At 75.3% G+C, this 16,332-nt stretch carries 11 protein-coding genes; 10 read left to right on the top strand and 1 reads right to left on the bottom strand.

Features of this window, described 5'->3' with window-relative positions:
• The first annotated feature begins 9 nt into the window (after positions 1 to 9).
• Positions 10 to 1,125 carry a glycosyltransferase family 4 protein gene (locus HS048_RS32665; RefSeq protein WP_196469806.1) on the top strand — a complete coding sequence of 372 codons (1,116 nt, stop codon included), beginning with the start codon at positions 10 to 12 and terminating at the stop codon, positions 1,123 to 1,125.
• Positions 1,126 to 1,303: 178 nt separating this feature from the next.
• Complete coding sequence (locus HS048_RS32660; RefSeq protein WP_068897673.1) at positions 1,304 to 2,077, top strand: enoyl-CoA hydratase/isomerase family protein; 774 nt, start codon at positions 1,304 to 1,306, stop codon at positions 2,075 to 2,077.
• Positions 2,078 to 2,234: 157 nt separating this feature from the next.
• On the opposite strand, the gene HS048_RS32655 is transcribed toward HS048_RS32660, so the two are convergent.
• Positions 2,235 to 4,631: a hypothetical protein gene (locus HS048_RS32655; RefSeq protein WP_196469805.1), complete on the bottom strand. Its 2,397-nt coding sequence runs from the start codon at positions 4,629 to 4,631 to the stop codon at positions 2,235 to 2,237.
• A 125-nt stretch (positions 4,632 to 4,756) separates the two neighbouring features.
• Between HS048_RS32655 and HS048_RS32650 the strand changes: the two genes are divergently transcribed.
• The 8 genes from HS048_RS32650 to HS048_RS32615 all read left to right on the top strand — a co-directional run bounded on the left by HS048_RS32650 (position 4,757) and on the right by HS048_RS32615 (position 16,316).
• Positions 4,757 to 5,143, top strand: a complete 387-nt coding sequence (locus HS048_RS32650; RefSeq protein WP_230882416.1) for a hypothetical protein — start codon at positions 4,757 to 4,759, stop codon at positions 5,141 to 5,143.
• On the top strand, positions 5,140 to 6,375 hold the full coding sequence (locus HS048_RS32645; RefSeq protein WP_196469804.1) for a DUF6395 domain-containing protein: 1,236 nt from the start codon (positions 5,140 to 5,142) through the stop codon (positions 6,373 to 6,375). The genes HS048_RS32650 and HS048_RS32645 overlap by 4 nt, the downstream gene beginning before the upstream one ends.
• Positions 6,372 to 7,214 carry a M55 family metallopeptidase gene (locus tag HS048_RS32640; RefSeq protein ID WP_068897815.1) on the top strand — a complete coding sequence of 281 codons (843 nt, stop codon included), beginning with the start codon at positions 6,372 to 6,374 and terminating at the stop codon, positions 7,212 to 7,214. The genes HS048_RS32645 and HS048_RS32640 overlap by 4 nt, the downstream gene beginning before the upstream one ends.
• Positions 7,207 to 8,925 carry a flavin monoamine oxidase family protein gene (locus tag HS048_RS32635; RefSeq protein WP_230882415.1) on the top strand — a complete coding sequence of 573 codons (1,719 nt, stop codon included), beginning with the start codon at positions 7,207 to 7,209 and terminating at the stop codon, positions 8,923 to 8,925. The genes HS048_RS32640 and HS048_RS32635 overlap by 8 nt, the downstream gene beginning before the upstream one ends.
• Before the next feature lie 241 nt (positions 8,926 to 9,166).
• Positions 9,167 to 11,539, top strand: a complete 2,373-nt coding sequence (locus HS048_RS38615) for a serine/threonine-protein kinase (RefSeq protein WP_304609724.1) — start codon at positions 9,167 to 9,169, stop codon at positions 11,537 to 11,539.
• Positions 11,536 to 13,653 (top strand): serine/threonine-protein kinase, encoded by a 2,118-nt coding sequence (locus tag HS048_RS32625; protein ID WP_196469803.1) that lies wholly within the window; start codon positions 11,536 to 11,538, stop codon positions 13,651 to 13,653. Before HS048_RS38615 ends, HS048_RS32625 begins: the two co-directional genes overlap by 4 nt.
• 194 nt (positions 13,654 to 13,847) lie before the next feature.
• On the top strand, positions 13,848 to 15,227 hold the full coding sequence (locus tag HS048_RS32620) for a serine/threonine-protein kinase (RefSeq protein WP_196469802.1): 1,380 nt from the start codon (positions 13,848 to 13,850) through the stop codon (positions 15,225 to 15,227).
• A 309-nt stretch (positions 15,228 to 15,536) separates the two neighbouring features.
• Complete coding sequence (locus tag HS048_RS32615; protein WP_191893487.1) at positions 15,537 to 16,316, top strand: electron transfer flavoprotein subunit beta/FixA family protein; 780 nt, start codon at positions 15,537 to 15,539, stop codon at positions 16,314 to 16,316.
• Positions 16,317 to 16,332 lie beyond the last annotated feature (16 nt).

The following is a 16,332-nucleotide window of genomic DNA, read 5'->3' as shown; positions in this document are numbered from 1 at the left end:
GAGGTTGAGATGGTTTCCGCAACGGGTCTCCCGGGACGGCGCGGCGCGCTGCGCATCGTGATGGTCGCGCCGCCCTGGTACGAGGTGCCGCCCCGCGGCTACGGGGGGATCGAGTCGATGCTGGCCGAGCTGATCGCCGGTCTCTCCCGGCGCGGGCACGAGGTCACGCTGGTGGCGGCGGGCAGGCCGGGCACCTCCGCGCGCTTCCTGCGCACCTACGCCTCGCCCCCCTCCGGGCGGATCGGTCAGGCGTTACCCGAGGTGCTGCACGCGGCCCGGGCGCACGACCTGCTCGCGGGGATCGACGCCGACGTCGTCCATGACCACTCGCTGGCCGGGCCGCTGACCGCCGCCGCGCGCACCGCCCCGACCGTGGTCACCTGCCACCACGAGGTGGACGGCGAGTTCGGCGAGTACTACCGGGCGCTCGGCCGCGAGGTCTCCATGGTCGGCATCTCCGCCGCCCAGCGACGGCTGGCCCCCGACCTGAACTGGGCGGGAGTGGTCCACAACGCCGTCGAGACGGGCTCGTTCCCCTTCCGCGAGCGTAAGGAGGACTGGGTGCTGTGGCTGGGCCGGTTCAACGAGGACAAGGGGGCGCATCTGGCCGTCGACGCGGCCCGCGCGGCCGGGCGGCGGATCCTGCTCGCCGGGCGGATCACCGAGCCGGGGGAGCGGGAGTACTTCGACCGGGAGGTCGCCCCCCGTCTGGGGCCCGACGCGGTGTACGTCGGCGAGGCCGACGCCGTCCGCAAGCGCGAGCTGCTGGCGGGCGCCCGCTGCCTGCTCTTCCCGATCCTCTGGGAGGAGCCGTTCGGAATGGTGATGATCGAGGCCATGGCCTGTGGCACCCCGGTGGTCGCCCTCCGCCGGGGAGCGGTGCCGGAGGTGGTCGCCGACGGCCTCACCGGGTTCGTCCGGAGCCGGCCGGAGGAACTCGCCGAGGCGGTCGAGGCGGTCGGCGGGCTCGATCCGCGGGCCTGCCGCTCCCGGGTCAGACGCCGCTTCGACGTCGCGGTGATGGCCGAGGGGTACGAGAGGGTCTACCGGGCGGCGGCGGCCGGCCCCGAGGGGCCCGCCGGCGTCACCGGCGGCATGGGCGAGACGGTGTTACCCCTCCGCTGACGCCTCCCGCGGCCCGCGCTCCCGCCGTACGGCACCCGCAGGTCCGGTCCGCTCACGTACGGCGCCCGCAGGCCCGCGAGCTTCCGCCGTACGGCACCCGCCGGAGCCGGGGCGGGCGGGTCCGGCTCTATGGTGGGACGGCATGCGGGACGACGGCGTTTCCAGTGGAGGGACAGCGATGGGTGAGTTCGTACGGGTCGAGTCCGCCGACGGGGTCGCGACGATCAGGCTCGATCGGCCGAAGATGAACGCGCTCAGCGCGCAGGTCCAGCGGGAGATCGCGGACTGCGCCCGGCAGGTGGACGCCGACCCCGGCGTGCACGCGGTGGTCCTCTACGGCGGTGAGCGGGTCTTCGCGGCGGGCGCCGACGTCAAGGAGATGGCGGACATGCCGTACGCGGAGATGTCGGCGCACTCCTCGGTGCTCCAGGACTGCTTCACCGCGGTGGCGGAGATCGGCAAGCCCGTCGTCGCGGCGATCACCGGTTACGCGCTCGGCGGCGGCTGCGAGCTCGCCCTGTGCGCGGACGTCCGCATCGCGGGCGAGTCCGCCAGGCTCGGCCAGCCGGAGATCCTGCTGGGCATCATCCCGGGCGCGGGCGGCACCCAGCGGCTGCCGCGGCTGATCGGCCCGGCGAAGGCCAAGGACCTCATCTTCACCGGCCGCCAGGTGACCGCCGCCGAGGCGCTGGAGATCGGCCTGGTCGACCGGGTCGTCCCCGACGCCGACGTGCACACCGAGGCCCTCGCCTACGCGGCCCGGTTCGCCGGCGGCCCGGCGGCGGCCCTGCGCGCCGCCAAGCGGGCGATCGACCACGGCCTGGAGGCCGACCTCGACACGGGCCTGGAGATCGAGCGGCTGGCGTTCTCCGGGCTGTTCGCCACCGACGACGCGCGGATCGGCATGCGCGCGTTCGCCGAGAAGACCCGGGCGAAGTTCACCGGGCGCTGAGCGGGCCGCCCGCCGGGCCGCCTGCGTCCTGCACCGTCGCTCCGGCCGGACCGCGCGTCCGCGTCGCTTCGGACGGGCGGCCTGGGCCGTCGCTTCGCCGCGTCCCTCCGGCCGGGTGGCCGGAGCGACGCGGACGGGCGGGTTCACGCGGTGCGGGTCACGGCTCCCGGGCCAGCAGCACGCGCACCATCGCGGCGCGGGAGGCCCCGTCGGTCGTCGCGGTCGGACCGGCGGCGGTGCCGATCGGCACGGTGCCGCCGCTGTCGGCCAGCAGCGAGGTGACGCGCCCCGAGCCGGACCCGGCGAGCTGGTCGCGGACGGCCACGCCCGGGGGCGGGGTCCAGGCGGTGGTGACCGAGGACTTGTCGGCCCAGTAGGACACCAGCCAGCCGCCCGCCGTACCCACCTCGACCGCCGGGCCGGTGTGGGAGGTCGTGGCCGTGGTGTCCGACCGGGTGGCCACCGCCGCGACCGGATCGGCCGCCGAGGTCCCGTCGTAGGCGACGAGCTGCAGACCGATCTTGGTGATGGGGCTGAGCTCCAGGCTGACGGGGGTGCCGGCGTCCCCGGCGACCGCGACCTTCTTCCACACGAGGGTCCGGGCGGAGCCGGTCGTGAAGTCGGCGACCAGGGTCCAGCCGATCGCTCCGGCGGGCCCGGTGACCGTCGCCGAGACGGTGTTGACGGTCGCGAACAGCAGCATCCCGTCGCCGCTCTGGACCGCGGTCGGCACGCCGACGCTCGCGCTCGTGGCGTTCCCGGCGAAGTGCGAGGCGGCGCGGAAGGCGACGGGCCGGACCGGCGGCGCGCCGCCCGCGACGTAGCTCAGGTGCAGCACCGGGGCCGTGCCCCCGTCGTGGGACTGGGCGGCGCGTTCGCCGGTGCCGGTCATGACGAACGCGATCGCGTTGCCGCGGGCCCATCCCGGCCGGTCGACGACCTCCTGCACCAGCGTCTTCAGCTCGGAGGTGCGCTGCGCCTCACCGGCCTGGCCCGCGCCGGTCCACGCCGGCGGGCTCCAGGTCACCGACGCCTGGGTGCGGGGCCGGGCCGCGACGCTGCCGGGCGTGGTGGCGAAGGTCGGCGTGTCGTCCGACGCGACGGCCCACACCCGTGCGGTCGTGGCCGCCGACCCGCTGCGCGCGGAGGTGAACTGCACGGAGGCGGAGGTGATCGTCGAGCCCGGCGGGACGTCGAGCCCGGCGAAGCGCAGCCCGATCGTCTGGGCGGTGCCGCCCGCGTTCGGGATGTTGAGCGACTTGCCGAGCCAGTCCACGTAACCCGTCGGCGGCTGCTCGACGTCGTCGAAGGCCTTGGCCACCGGGACGTTCAGCGGGATGGGGGCGCCGTCGGGCAGCACGGTGACGGTCACGTCGTCCGAGCCGGACAGCGCCGAGTCGGAGGCGGTCAGGCGCAGGACGTAGGTCCCGGGGGCGGAGAAGGAGACCTCGGTCACGGCGGCCGCCGCGTCCGCGAACACGGCGGTGCCCGGGCCGCCGGCCTGCGACCAGGCGACGGCCACCGGCGCGGGGCCGCCGTCGTCGCGTACGGCGCCGCGCAGCGTCAGCGGGTCGGTGAGGTGCGACGCGACGTCGCGCCCGGCCTGCGGCACGGGGGCGAGGTTCGGGACCGGCGGGAGGTCCACCGACATCTCGTACATCTTCCCGTCGTTCTCGTCCGGGTCGGTGTCGTTGTCGACGCCGCGGTCCACGATGTACAGGTTCAGCCGCTGCGGGTCGTCCGTGGCGGGGGCGACCGCTATCCCCGCCGCCTTCGTCTGGCCGGACGCCGAGATGTCGATGCTGTTGACCGGCATCACCTCGCGGTTGAGCTCGTACACCCGCTGGGTGGTGAAGTCGGCGACGAGGAGGGTGTGCCTGACCGGGTGGACGGCGATGCCCTCCGGGTCGCGGATGCCGAGGCCGAGCACGTCGAACTCCGTGCTCACGTCGTCGCCGCTCGGCGCCACCCCGTCGAAGACGCCGTTCGGCCCAGGGCCGACCCGGTGGATGTCGTTGTCGGTGCCCTCCAGCACGAAGATCTCGCCGGTCTGCGGATGGAACGCCACGTCCTCGGGGTCGGTGCTGCCGAAGGCCCCGGTGCTGAACCAGGTGCGCACGTCGTCGGCGGTGGCGAACCGCCCGTCCGGCCCCGGGTCGAAGTCGTGGATGCGCTGCTGGTCGTCGTCGGCGATGAACGCGTGCCCGCTGCCCGGGTCGTGGCTGATCCCGACGGGCTCCTTGGTGGGCGGGTTCGTCAGGCCCCGGTCCGTGAGGGTCCCGGAGCGGGTGATCTCGAAGAGGTTGGAACCGGCGAAGACGGGCATCTCGTCGACCTCGCCGTCGACGATCAGCAGGCGGTCCCGGGAGGGGACGTAGGCGATGCCCGACGGGTCCGGAAGCGGCGGGTCGAGCGCCGAGAGGTCGACCGTCCTCACCAGCGCCGCGCTCAGCCGGTCCGCGGAGGCGGGAGCGGCGGACACCCCGGATAGGAGGGGGATCAGCAGTCCCGCGACGAGCGATCCGGTGGTGAGACGTTTTCGCGTTCGTGACATGCCTGGCCATTCCTGTGATCCCGCGCCCCGTACGCATGTGCTGCGTCACGATCTTCGCCAGGATATGACCTTGACCTGAAACAGATCCTCTTTTACAGATATCGTGCAAAGTTATGGTGCGGTTGATGGCATGGATCCCGATTCCCGCACGCCTGCGGCGGGTGGTCCGCAACTGGTTCGACTCCCGCTACATCTCGCGGGCCGATCACCGGCGGGACATCAGGGACGCCCTGTGGGAGGTTCAGACGCTGGGTCGCGAGGTCACCGCGCTGCGTGCGGAGGCCGACGGGCTGCGCAGGGAGGTCGGCCGGCTCCGGGCCCGGTCGGCCGGGACGGGCATCGACGCGGAGCGGGCCGCCCGGTGGGACGACGCCCACCGGCTGGCGCAGGAGACGGCGGCCGCGCTGGAGCGGGTGCTCCAGAACGAGGTCCTGCTCTGGCAGGCGGTGGACCGCGTCTCCGAGGGCCGGGCGGCCGGGGAGGGGAGCGCACCGGTCGGCAGGACGGCGTGAGGGTCGCCTGGACGGCCGGGGACGGGCTCCGGCACCTCGCCTTCCGGCTGGACGCCGAGGACGGCATCACCGGCCCGTGCACCGACGGCCAGCCCCTGAAGATGGCCACGAACTCCTGCCGGGTCGAGCTGCCGTACGAGCCGGGGGAGACCCACCCCGATCTGCTCGCGCTGACCGCGTGGACGGTCGTCGCGCCGTGGACGCGGCGGCGGGTCGTCTTCGACCGGCCGGTCTCGCCGGAGTTCGCCGCGGCGATCGAGGAGGGCTGGGGGATCGAGGCGGGGCCGGTGGGCGGATCGCCCCGGTCCGGGCGCGGGCTGGCGATCTCCTACAGCGGCGGGGCGGACTCGGCGGCCGTCGCCGCGATGCTGCCCGACGTCCCGTTAGTGCACTTCCAGCGGGTCCCGCACCCCCGGGTGCCCAACCGCTGGGCCCACTACCGGTCGGACGCCCTGGCCCGGCTGGTCGGCAGGACCGGCCGCGAGTCGGTGACCGTCCGCTCCGACCTCGAGTTCGTCCTGGCCGAACCCCGCCCCGGCTACCCCGAGCACCACGCGGTGGCCGCAGGGGCGCTGCTGCTGGCCGACGAGCTCGACCTGGGCGGGATCGCCTTCGGCTACGAGCTGGGCTCGCGCTGGCTGGGCGGCGGCCGCTACCTGCACAGGTACACCCCCGACAACCCGATGTGGGCCCCGCACGGCGCCTGGGGGCGGGCGTTCGCCGCAGCGGGGGTGCGCATCGTGCTCCCGGTCGGGGGGGTCAGCGAGGCGGTAACCATGCGGCTCGCACTGGGCTCACCCCTGCGCGAGCACGTCCGCTGGTGCCTGCGCGGGACCGGCGGACTCTGCGGGACGTGCGGCAAGTGCCTGTACAAGGAGCTCATCCAGGCCTCGATCGAGCGCCGCCCGCTGCGCACCCCGATCACCGCGGACCGCGGGGTCGCCCGCAAGTGGCAGCGGCCCCCGCCGTACGGCGGGCAGGAGATGATCGAGTACGGCTGCGCCCGGGTGCCCGGCATCGAGGACACGGCCTTCGCGAAGGCCGCGGCGTTCCTGGGCGCCACCGAGGAGTCGACCGCCTGGCTGGACCGCTGCTACCCGCCCGCGGTCGAGGAGGTCCCCGCGCCGTGGCGCGAGCGGGTCCGCGCCTTCATGGCCGCCGAGGTCGGCTTCATGAGCGAGGATGAGGCGCGCCGGGTCGAGACGTGGGGGACTGTGAGGGGGCCGTCGTGAAGGTGTACGTGTCGGTGGACATGGAGGGCGTCACCGGGCTGACCGACCCGGAGGAGATGCGGGCGGGCGGACGCGGCTACGAGCGCGGCTGCGAGCTGATGACCGGCGACGCCAACGCGGTGGTGCAGGGGGCCTTCGACGCGGGGGCGCGGGCCGTACGCGTCAACGACGCCCACGGGTCGACCAAGAACCTCAGGATCGACCTGCTCGACCCGCGGGCCACGCTCGTGCGGGGACCGGGCAAGCCGCTGCGGATGGGCCAGGGGCTCGACGGGACCTACGCGGCGGCCTGCTTCGCGGGCTACCACGCGCGCGCCGGGGTGCGGCACGGCGTGCTCAACCACACCTGGATGGGCAAGGAGATCCAGAACGTCCGCCTCAACGGGGAGATCTGCGGGGAGACGCGCCTGGTCGCGGCCTTCGCCGGCTCGCTCGGCGTGCCGGTGGCCCTGGTGACCGGGGACGAGGCCGTCTGCGAGGAGGCCCGCGAGCTGCTCGGCGACGTCGAGACGGCCGAGGTGAAGAAGGGCGTCGACCGGTTCTCCGCCGAGCTCCTGCCGCCGGTCGTCGCGCAGGCCCGCATCCGGGAGGCCGCCGCCCGCGCGCTCGGCCGCCTGGGCGACTTCCGCCCGTACGTCGTCGAGCCGCCCTACACGCTGGGCGTGGAGTGGAACTCCACCGCGATCGCGGCCGGCTGCGCGGTCATCCCCGGAGTGCGGGCGACGGGCCCCCGCGAGACCGAGTTCACCACCGACGACTTCGGGCAGATCATGTCCCTGTTCGGCGTCTTCGCCATGATCGGCGGCCAGGTCGCCTGCGGCAGCGGGATCTATGGCTGAGCCGGACGGACCCGCGGGGAGCGGGCGGGCCGGAGCGGCGCCCGGGGCGGAGGCTCCCGGACCGGCCGGCCGGTCCGGCGCGGGCACGCCGAGCGCGCCGGGCACGCCGAGCGCGCCGGGCGCGCCGGGCGCAGCGGGCGCGCCGGGCACCCTGACGCGGCGGGCGCTGCTCGCCGGCGTCGGGGCGGCGGGGGGCGCGGGGGCGATGTTCGCCGCGATGGGCGCGCTCGGGCTGGCCCCCGACTCCCAGGACCGGGCGTTCACCCCGCCGCAGCGCTCCGACTTCTCCCTCACCGGCCGGGGCGCGGCGAAGGTCGTGGTCCTCGGAGCCGGGATCGCCGGTCTGACCTGCGCCTACGAGCTCGGCAAGGCCGGCTACGACTGCACCGTCCTGGAGGCCGCGGACCGGGTGGGCGGCAGGAACCTCACGGTCCGGGGCGGAGACCGGCTGACGGAGCTCGGCGGGGAGACGCAGACGGCGGAGTTCGGGCCGGACGTCTACTTCAACGCCGGTCCCGGCCGGATCGCGCAGTGGATGGTCACCATGGACTACTGCCGCGAACTGGGCGTGCCCCTGGAGGTCTTCGTCAACGGCAACGCCTCGGCGTACGTGCGCACCCACGCGATGGACGCCCCGGTCCGGGTCCGCACGGCCCGCGCGGACATGTACGGCTACATCGCCGAGCTGCTGGCCAAGGCCGCCGACGCGGGCGCGCTGGACCGGCGGCTGACGGGGGAGGACCGCGAGCGGCTGACGGAGTTCCTGCGCCGCTTCGGCGACCTCGGCCCGGACCTGTCCTACCGGGGCTCCCCGCGCCGGGGTTTCACCGTCTACCCGGGGTACGGGAGCGGCGAGCCGCTGGCCGGGCCGCCCCCGCTGGGCGAGGTGCTCGCCGCGGGGACCGGGCGGGCCCTGACCGCGGACTTCGGCTTCGAGCAGGCCATGCCGATGTTCCAGCCGGTCGGCGGGATGGACGCGATCGTACGGGCCCTGGTGCGCGAGGTCGGCGAGGAGCGGATCCTGACCGGCGCCCCGGTCACCGGCGTACGGAACCTGCCGGACGGCGTCGAGGTGACGTACTCCGGCGGCCCCGGCGGCTCCGGCGGGGCGGTCCGCGCCGACTACTGCGTGGCCACCCTCCCGCCCCACCTGCTCGCGCGCGTCCCGCACAACCTGGGCGCCCGGGTCACCGCCGCGCTGCGGACCCCCACGCCGGTCGCCGCGGGCAAGCTGGGGCTGGAGTACGGCAGGCGCTGGTGGGAGACCGAGGACCGCATCTACGGCGGCATCACCGAGACCGACCTGGACATCACCCACATCTGGTACCCCTCGCACGGCTACCACGGCAGGACCGGCCTGCTCGTCGGCTACTACAACACCGGGGCGGAGGCCGAGCTGTACGGCAGCCTGCCGCACCATGAGCGCCGGGCCCGCGCGCTCACCCAGGGCAAGAAGATCCACGGCGAGAAGTACCGCGCCGAGCTGCGCTCCAGCGTCTCCGTCGCCTGGCACCGCCGCCCGCACGTCGAGGGCGGGTGGGCCGTGTGGCCCTCCTACGGCGGGGCCTTCACCGTCCTGCAGCAGCCCGCCGGCCGGGTCCACTTCGCCGGGGACTGGCTCACCCACCTGGTCGCCTGGCAGGCCGGTGCCATGGAGTCGGCGCGCAAGGCCGTGACCGCCCTGCACCAGCGGGTCCTGGCGGTCTCCTGAGAGGCGGCGGTCCCGGTCGCCGGGGCCGCCGGACGGGCCCGGCGACGGCGGCCGGTCCGGCCGGATCGCGGCGCCCGGGCGCCGGGAGCGGCCGGCACCTGGCAAACTGACGCCGAAATGAGATTGCGCGTTACCTCCGCTTGGGAAACCGTTGAGGCGTGCCAGACGTTGTTCGAACGGGGAATGTGGCCTGATGGTTCATCTCGTAGGCGGGGTTTAAGCCGGTATGGTGCTTCATGCCATGAATCAGGACGATCGACTGGGCCCGTACCGACTGCTGCGGCGGCTCGGTGAGGGCGGCATGGGCGTGGTGCACCTCGCCGTCGACCCGCAGGGGCGACAGGTCGCGGTGAAGGTCCTGCGCTCGGAGGTGGCGGGCGACGACGTCGCGCGCCGCCGCCTCTCGCGCGAGGTCGAGACCATGCGGCGGGTGCGCAGCGAGTACATCGCGGAGGTGCTCGACGCCGACGTGACCGGCCACCGCCCCTACATCGTCACCAGATACGTCGCCGGCGACCCGCTGGACGAGGTCGTCAAGCAGGAGGGCCCCCTCGATCTCCCCGCGCTGCTCCAGGTCGCCCACGGGGTCGCCTCGGCGCTGGCCTCCGTGCACTCCGTCGGGGTGATCCACCGCGACCTCAAGCCCGGCAACGTGCTCATCCTGGACGGCAGGCCCGTCCTCATCGACTTCGGCATCGCCCAGGCGGTGGACGCCACCCGGCTCACCCAGACGGGCATGTTCATCGGCACGCCCGGCTACCTGGCCCCCGAGATCATCGAGGGGCACGAGGCCGGACCGGAGGTGGACGTGCACGCCTGGGCGGGCACGCTCGTCTTCGCCGCCACCGGCCAGCCGCCCTTCGGCAAGGGCACGCTGGAGATGATCTTCTACAACATCACCGCGGGCCGGGCGAACGTGGACGGCGCCCCGCCGGAGCTCCAGCCGGTGCTGCGCGCCGCGCTCCAGCGCGACCCGTCCAAGCGGCCCCCGGCCGCGGAGCTGGCCGCCGAGACGGCGCGCCTGATGGCCAGGACGGGCGGGGGCCGCCCCCGCGTCCCCGACGAGATCACCACCGTCCCGAGCTTCGACGACCCGGTCCCGGGCGGCCGCGGAGGCACCGGCGGCCACGCGGGTCCGGGCGGCCGCGGAGGCACGGGCGGGCGGGGCGCGGGCGGCCACGGTGCGCCGGCCGGTGCCGGGGCGGGCGCCGGGGCCGCGGATTTCGCCACGGGATCGCTCCTGCCCGCCGACCCGGGGGACGTGCCGACGCCGGTGTCCTCGCGGCCGGCGGGTCCCGCGCCGTCCACGCCGTGGCCCCCGGCGGCCCGGCCGGGCGAATACTCCTCGCTGCTCGACTCCGACCAGCCCGACCCGTGGCCGACCCGCAGGGTTACGTCCGAGGAGCTGCGCCAGGCGGGGGCCCCCTCCCCGTCCGCACGGCCCTCGCACGACCTGCCCACCGGGTTGCTCGGCCAGGAGGACGTCCCCACCACCAGGGCCCCCGGCCGCGACCGGACCGGTCAGGCGGGTCAGGGCGGGGCAGGGCGAGGCGAGGCAGGGCGGGCCGGGCGGAGCGGCCCGGACCACGGCGGTCCGGGACGGCCGGCGGGACCGCACGGGTCCGGCGCGGCCGGCCTGCTCGGTCCCACGGCCCCGGTGCCCGACGGGGACATCCCGACCCAGCGGGTCCGCCCCCAGGACCTGCCGGAGCACATGCGCGGCCCCGGCCCGTCCCCGCAGTCGCACCGGCAGCCGCAGCAGCCGCCCTCGCACCCCTACCGGCAGCCGCAGCAGCAGCCACAGCAGCCGTACCCGCCGCACGCCTCGTTCGAGCGGACGCCGCACGTCCGCCCGGCCGCGACGCCGCAGTACCCCTACCCCCCGGCGGACCGGCACGGCCAGGCCGCCCCCGGTCCGTTCCACCCGGACGGGCGGCAGGTCCAGGGCCCGGGGCACCAGGGACATCACGGGCGGCAAGGACAGCCGGAGCGGCAGGGACGGGCTCACGCGGTGCAGCCCTCCGGGGTCCACGGCGTGGCGAGCGCGCTGCTGCTGGTGGTCGTGGCGGTCGCGGCGGTCGTGTTCCCGGTCCTCGTCTGGCTCGCGGTGATCCCGGTCGTCATCCTGCTGCGCGCCGCCGACATCGCCCAGCCGAGGCTCAACGCGCGCCGCCCGGCCGGCGAGGCGGCGGCCGACGTGCTCCGGGTGCTCGCCATGCCGGGCGCGCTGCTGAAGTCGGCCGGCGTCACGGCCGCGCTCGTGCCGTACGGGCTCATCCTCGGCCTGCCGGTGACGCTGCTGCTCGCCGTGCTGGTCCCGCGGATGCCCGCGGTCAACGCGCTCGGCTGGGGGGCGGCGATCGCCCTGGCGACGGTCTGCGCAGGTCCCGGAGTCGAGGGCCCCGGACGCCAGACGCGACGTACGCTGGCATCACTGGTGCCGTCGCGGAACGGTGCCGTGGCCGTGGCCGCCGCGCTGGGCGTGGTGGCCGCGCTGACGGTCTACCTCGCGGGCGACACCGTGGGGACCGGTGCGAGGAAGGCGGAGTGGCGGCCCGCGGACGTCGGGACGGTGGTGAAGGAACTGGACGGGTTACGGAGGAAGGCGCGATGACGGGGGACACGCAGGCGCCCGAGCGGCTGGGGCCGTACCGGCTGCTGAGGAAGATCGGCGAGGGCGGCATGGGGGCCGTCCACCTGGGGCTCGACGAGGACGGGCGCGAGGTGGCCGTCAAGGTCCTGCACCCGCACGTGGCCGCCGACCTCAAGGCGCGCGACCGGCTCACCCGCGAGGTGGAGACCATGCGGCGGGTGCGCAGCCCGCACGTCGCGGAGGTGCTGGACGCCCGGCTGACCGGCGCGCAGCCGTACATCGTGACCCGTTTCGCCCCCGGCCGGACGCTGGAGGAGACCGTCCTGGCGGACGGCCCGCTCCCCGACGAGCAGGTGATCCGGCTGGCGCGGGGCCTGTGCGCCGCGCTGGTGGCCATCCACGCCGCCGACGTGGTCCACCGCGATCTCAAGCCGGCCAACGTGATGCTCGTCGACGGCGACCCGCTGGTCATCGACTTCGGCATCGCGCACCTGGTCAACGCGACCCGGCTGACCCAGACGGGCATGTTCGTCGGCACGCCCGGCTACCTCGCCCCGGAGATCATCCGGGACTCCGAGATCACCCAGGCGGCCGACGTGCACGCGCTGGCCTCCACGGTCTTCTTCGCCGCGACCGGCAAGCCGCCGTTCGGCACGGGCAGCTTCGAGGTCGTCTGCTTCAACATCATGGAGGGCCGGGCCAACCTCGACCTGGCCCCCGCCTGGCTGCGCGGCTGGCTCCGGCGGGCGCTGGACGTCGACGCCGCGGCCCGGCCGGGCGCGCAGGAGCTCTACCGGGCGGCGCGCTCCCTCGACCCCGCGGTGACGGCGTTCCGCTCCGAGCCCCACACCGGGTCCCATGCGGAACCGCCGCCCCGCACCGCCGTGCTCGGCGGCGGCACCCGGGTGCTGCCCGGAGAGGCCCCGCCGCCGGACGGCACGAGGATCATCGATCCGGTCCCGCCGGACGGGACCGAGGTGATCGGCCGGATGCCGTCCGACGGCACCAGGGTGCTCGACCCGGTCCCGCCGGACGGCACGAAGATCATCGATCCGGTCCCGTCCGCACCCGCGAACGGCGCCCGGGCCCTGGCGCAGGACGAGACGTTCTCCGACCTGCTCCCCCCGGTGGAGTACGCCAAGCCCGACCGGCGCGACCGCAAGGTCCGTGACCCCCGTGACCCCCGTGACCCCCGCGACGACCGGGGCCGCTCCGCCGCCGCCGCGCCGCCTCCCTACGTCCCGGCCGCCCCGCCGCCGCCGTACGTCCCGGCCCCGCCCGCCGCGCGGCGGGCCGCCCCGCCGCCCTATCCCGACCAGCGGGTCGCCGGCTACCCGGCGCCGCAGCCGACGGGCCCGGCGCAGCCGTACCCTCCTCCGGTCACCCAGCCCCGGGGTTACGCCCCGCCCGCCCCGCGCCACACCCCGCCCGCCCCGGAGCGGCAGGCGCGTCCTCCGTACCGCACCGGCCACCCGCTGGCCGCGCTGCTGCTGCTGGTGATCGCGGTCGGGCTGGCCTGCGTGCTGCCCGTCGCGGTGAGCGCGATCGCGCTGGTGGCGGTGCTCTGCCTCCGGGTGGGCGAGAACCTCTTCGGCGACCTGGCCGAGCGGCGCTCGGTGCGGGGCAGCAGCGCCTCCGACCCGCTGCTCGTGCTGGTCGGCACGCCCTGGGCGCTGCTCAAGGCCGCGACGGCGACGCTGCTCACCGGCCCGCTGGCCGCGATGTTCGGCATGTGCGTCTGGGGGGCGCTGGTCTACATCGGCAAGATGGGCACCGACCAGGCCGCCGCCTACGCGGCGGGCGCCTTCGTGGCGGGGCTGTTCGTGCTGCCCGGCGGGGGCAAGCCCCGCAAGGCCGTCTCCCGCGCGCTGACCGGGGTGATCCGCAGCCCGGGCGCCGCCATGGTGACCACGATCATCCTGGGCACGCTGGCCTTCTTCACGGTGATGGCGGCGCTGGGGATGAACCCGTCCTTCGACCCGTGGCGACCGCCGTCCGTCGCGGTCCGCGAGCTGACCGAGAGCTGGAAGGCCCAGGCGAACGAGAGCGCGATGGGCGTGATGGACCTCATCGGGGGCCTGGTGGACGACCTGCTCAAGAGCGTGGGCCTCGGGTTCCTGTCCTTCTGGAAGTGACCTCCTCCGCCCCGTCCGGCGGCGGAGGTCTCCGCGCCCCGCGGAGTCCGATGACCGTCCCTTGTGCCGGGCACGGCGGGCGGGTGTCGTTCGGCCCGGGTTCGGTGTCCGGAGATGGGGGGTTTCTTGCCCGCGCCCCGTGCGATCCCGCGATCGCTGGGGGACGATGAAGGGGAGCCGCCGGAGGGAGTCGCATGGGAGCGCCGGACGACGGGCACTGCGGGCCGTACCGACTGCTCTCGCCGCTGGGGGCGGGAGGCTTCGGGGAGGTCCACCTCGCGCTGGACCCCGGAGGGCGCACGGCGGCGGTCAAGGTCCTGCACCCGCACGTGGCGGCCGACGGCACGGCCCTGGCCCGGCTGGCCCGCGAGGTGGAGGCCATGCGCCGGGTGCGCAGCCCGCACGTCGCCGAGCTCCTCGGCGCCTCGCTGGACGGCGACCGCCCCTACCTGGCCACCCGCTACGTGCAGGGCCGCCCGCTCGACGCGGTGGTCGCCGCCGCCGGCCCGGTCGCCGGGGACGATCTCGTACGGCTGGCGCGCGGCCTGGCCGAGGCGCTGGCCGCGATCCACGCCTCGGGGGTGGTCCACCGCGACCTGAAGCCGGCCAACGTCATCTGCGAGGGCGGCGAGCCGGTCGTGATCGACTTCGGCATCGCGTGCCTGCTCGACTCCGCCGCGGTCACCGCCTCCGGGGCGGTCCTCGGCACGCCGGGCTACCTCGCGCCGGAGGTCCTCGAGGGCGGCGGGGCGGGGCCGGAGGCCGACGTCTTCTCGTTCGCGGCCACGCTGGCCTACGCGGCGACCGGCCGCCACCCGTACGGCACCGGTCCGGCCTCGGCGGTCGGCTACCGGGTCGTGCACCACGATCCCGACCTCGGCGACGTGCCGTCCTGGCTGGAGCCGCTGCTGCGGGAGTGCCTGGCCCGCGACCCGGCCGACCGGCCGCCCGCGAGCCTGCTGCCGCTCCGCCTGGCGGCCCCGGAGCCCGGTGCCCGCCCACCGGTGGCCGCGGAACCCGGTCCCCGGCCGCTGGTGGCCTCGGAGTCCGGCGCCCGCCCGTCGGCACACCGGGAGGCCGGTGCGCGCCCGTCGGCGGTGCCGGAGTCCGGTGCCCGCCCGTCGGCGCCCGCCGACGGCGCGCCGGAGGCGGCGGTCCGCGGGGCCCCCGCCACCGGGGTACAGGGCCTCAGCACGCGGGAGTGGCGCCCGGGCCGCCGCGTCCGGTCCGCGGCCTTCCCGCCGGAGGCCCGGGAGCGCCGCCGGGCCGTGCTCCACCGGCGCTGGGCCGTCGGGACCGGTCTGTTCACGGCGCTGGCGGCGGCCACTGCCAAGAGCCCGCTGCCCGAGGTCTCGCTGCTGCTGCTGACGGTCTACGGCTCGGTGATGCTCGTCGACGGGGGAGTGGCCCTGTTCGCCCGGCGGAACCGCGGCCGGGCGGTCCTCGACCTGTCCTGCGCCGCCGGGGTCGTCCTGCTCTGGGCCGTCCTGGCGGCGTTCTTCAGCCCGCTCAGCCTGGGCCTGGCGCTGGGCACCGTGGTCCTCGTGCTGGTCGTCATCCTGCTGAGCAGCTGATCCCCGCCCGCCCGCCGCTTCCGGAACATAGTTCGGTATGGTGGAGGGGGTGACTCGCCGGGTAGGAGCCCACCGGGCGGCGAAAGCCGTACGGGGCGGCGGTTTGCGCCTAAGCTACCGATGGGTAACATGAGGGCGGGGGACCAGGATCGGGCACGTCCCGGCCGGGCCACCCGCTGTCACGACGCCCTCGGGCACCTGGCAGTCTTGGCATCCGCGTGCACGTGCCCCGCGTGCGCGTACCGAGCATCCGGCGTCAGCCGCGGCGACGCGGCGGCGCACGCGAACACGGGAGGTCGGCCACCGGCCATGAACATCGTCGTCTGCGTGAAGCAGGTCCCCGACACGGCGACCGAGCGCAAGCTGAGGTCCGATGACAAGACGCTCGACCGCGATGCCGCCGACGGCGTCATCAACGAGCTGTGTGAGTACGCGGTCGAGGAGGCGCTGCTGCTGAAGGAGGCCCACGGCGGTGAGGTGACCGTCCTCACCATGGGTCCCGACAAGGCCAGCGACACCATCCGCAAGGCTCTGGCCATGGGCGCCGACAAGGCCGTCCACCTGGTCGACGACGCCCTGCACGGCTCGGACGCGCTGGGCACCTCCCACGCCATGGCCCAGGCGCTGAAGAAGATCGGGTTCGACCTGGTCATCCTCGGCTCGGAGTCCACCGACGCCCGCACCGGCGTGCTCGCCGCCATGCTGGCCGAGCGCCTGGGCGTGCCGCAGCTCACCTTCGCCAAGAAGGTCGAGGTCGACGGGTCGTCCATCGCGGTCCAGCGCGTCACCGACTACGGCTACGACAAGGTCGAGGCCACGCTGCCCGCCGTCGTCTCCGTGGTCGAGAAGATCAACGAGCCGCGCTACCCGTCCTTCAAGGGCATCATGGCGGCCAAGAAGAAGCCGGTCGAGAAGCTCGGCGTCGCCGACGCCGGGATCGACGCCTCCCAGGTCGGCCTGGCCAACTCCTGGAGCGAGGTCGTCGACTTCGCCGCGGCCCCGCCGCGCGCGGCCGGCACGATCGTCAAGGACGAGGGCGACGGCGGCGTGAAGGCCGCCGAGTTCCTCGCGTCGAAGAAGTTCGTCTGAGGACGGGGGAATAGCT

It is taken from the genome of Planomonospora sp. ID91781 (assembly GCF_015711595.1).
Lineage (GTDB): Bacteria > Actinomycetota > Actinomycetes > Streptosporangiales > Streptosporangiaceae > Planomonospora > Planomonospora parontospora.
The sequence above is the reverse complement of the archived record's forward strand: the minus strand, read 5'-3'. Positions and strand labels throughout refer to the sequence as shown.

What these genes read in the sequence shown, in the direction of transcription:
- HS048_RS32665 (WP_196469806.1), top strand. Translation starts at nt 10, where the DNA reads ATGGTTTCCGCAACGGGTCTCCCGGGACGGCGCGGCGCGCTGCGCATC.
- HS048_RS32660 (WP_068897673.1), top strand. Translation starts at nt 1,304, where the DNA reads ATGGGTGAGTTCGTACGGGTCGAGTCCGCCGACGGGGTCGCGACGATC.
- HS048_RS32655 (WP_196469805.1), bottom strand. Translation starts at nt 4,631, where the DNA reads ATGTCACGAACGCGAAAACGTCTCACCACCGGATCGCTCGTCGCGGGA.
- HS048_RS32650 (WP_230882416.1), top strand. Translation starts at nt 4,757, where the DNA reads ATGGCATGGATCCCGATTCCCGCACGCCTGCGGCGGGTGGTCCGCAAC.
- HS048_RS32635 (WP_230882415.1), top strand. Translation starts at nt 7,207, where the DNA reads ATGGCTGAGCCGGACGGACCCGCGGGGAGCGGGCGGGCCGGAGCGGCG.
- HS048_RS38615 (WP_304609724.1), top strand. Translation starts at nt 9,167, where the DNA reads ATGAATCAGGACGATCGACTGGGCCCGTACCGACTGCTGCGGCGGCTC.
- HS048_RS32625 (WP_196469803.1), top strand. Translation starts at nt 11,536, where the DNA reads ATGACGGGGGACACGCAGGCGCCCGAGCGGCTGGGGCCGTACCGGCTG.
- HS048_RS32620 (WP_196469802.1), top strand. Translation starts at nt 13,848, where the DNA reads ATGGGAGCGCCGGACGACGGGCACTGCGGGCCGTACCGACTGCTCTCG.
- HS048_RS32615 (WP_191893487.1), top strand. Translation starts at nt 15,537, where the DNA reads ATGAACATCGTCGTCTGCGTGAAGCAGGTCCCCGACACGGCGACCGAG.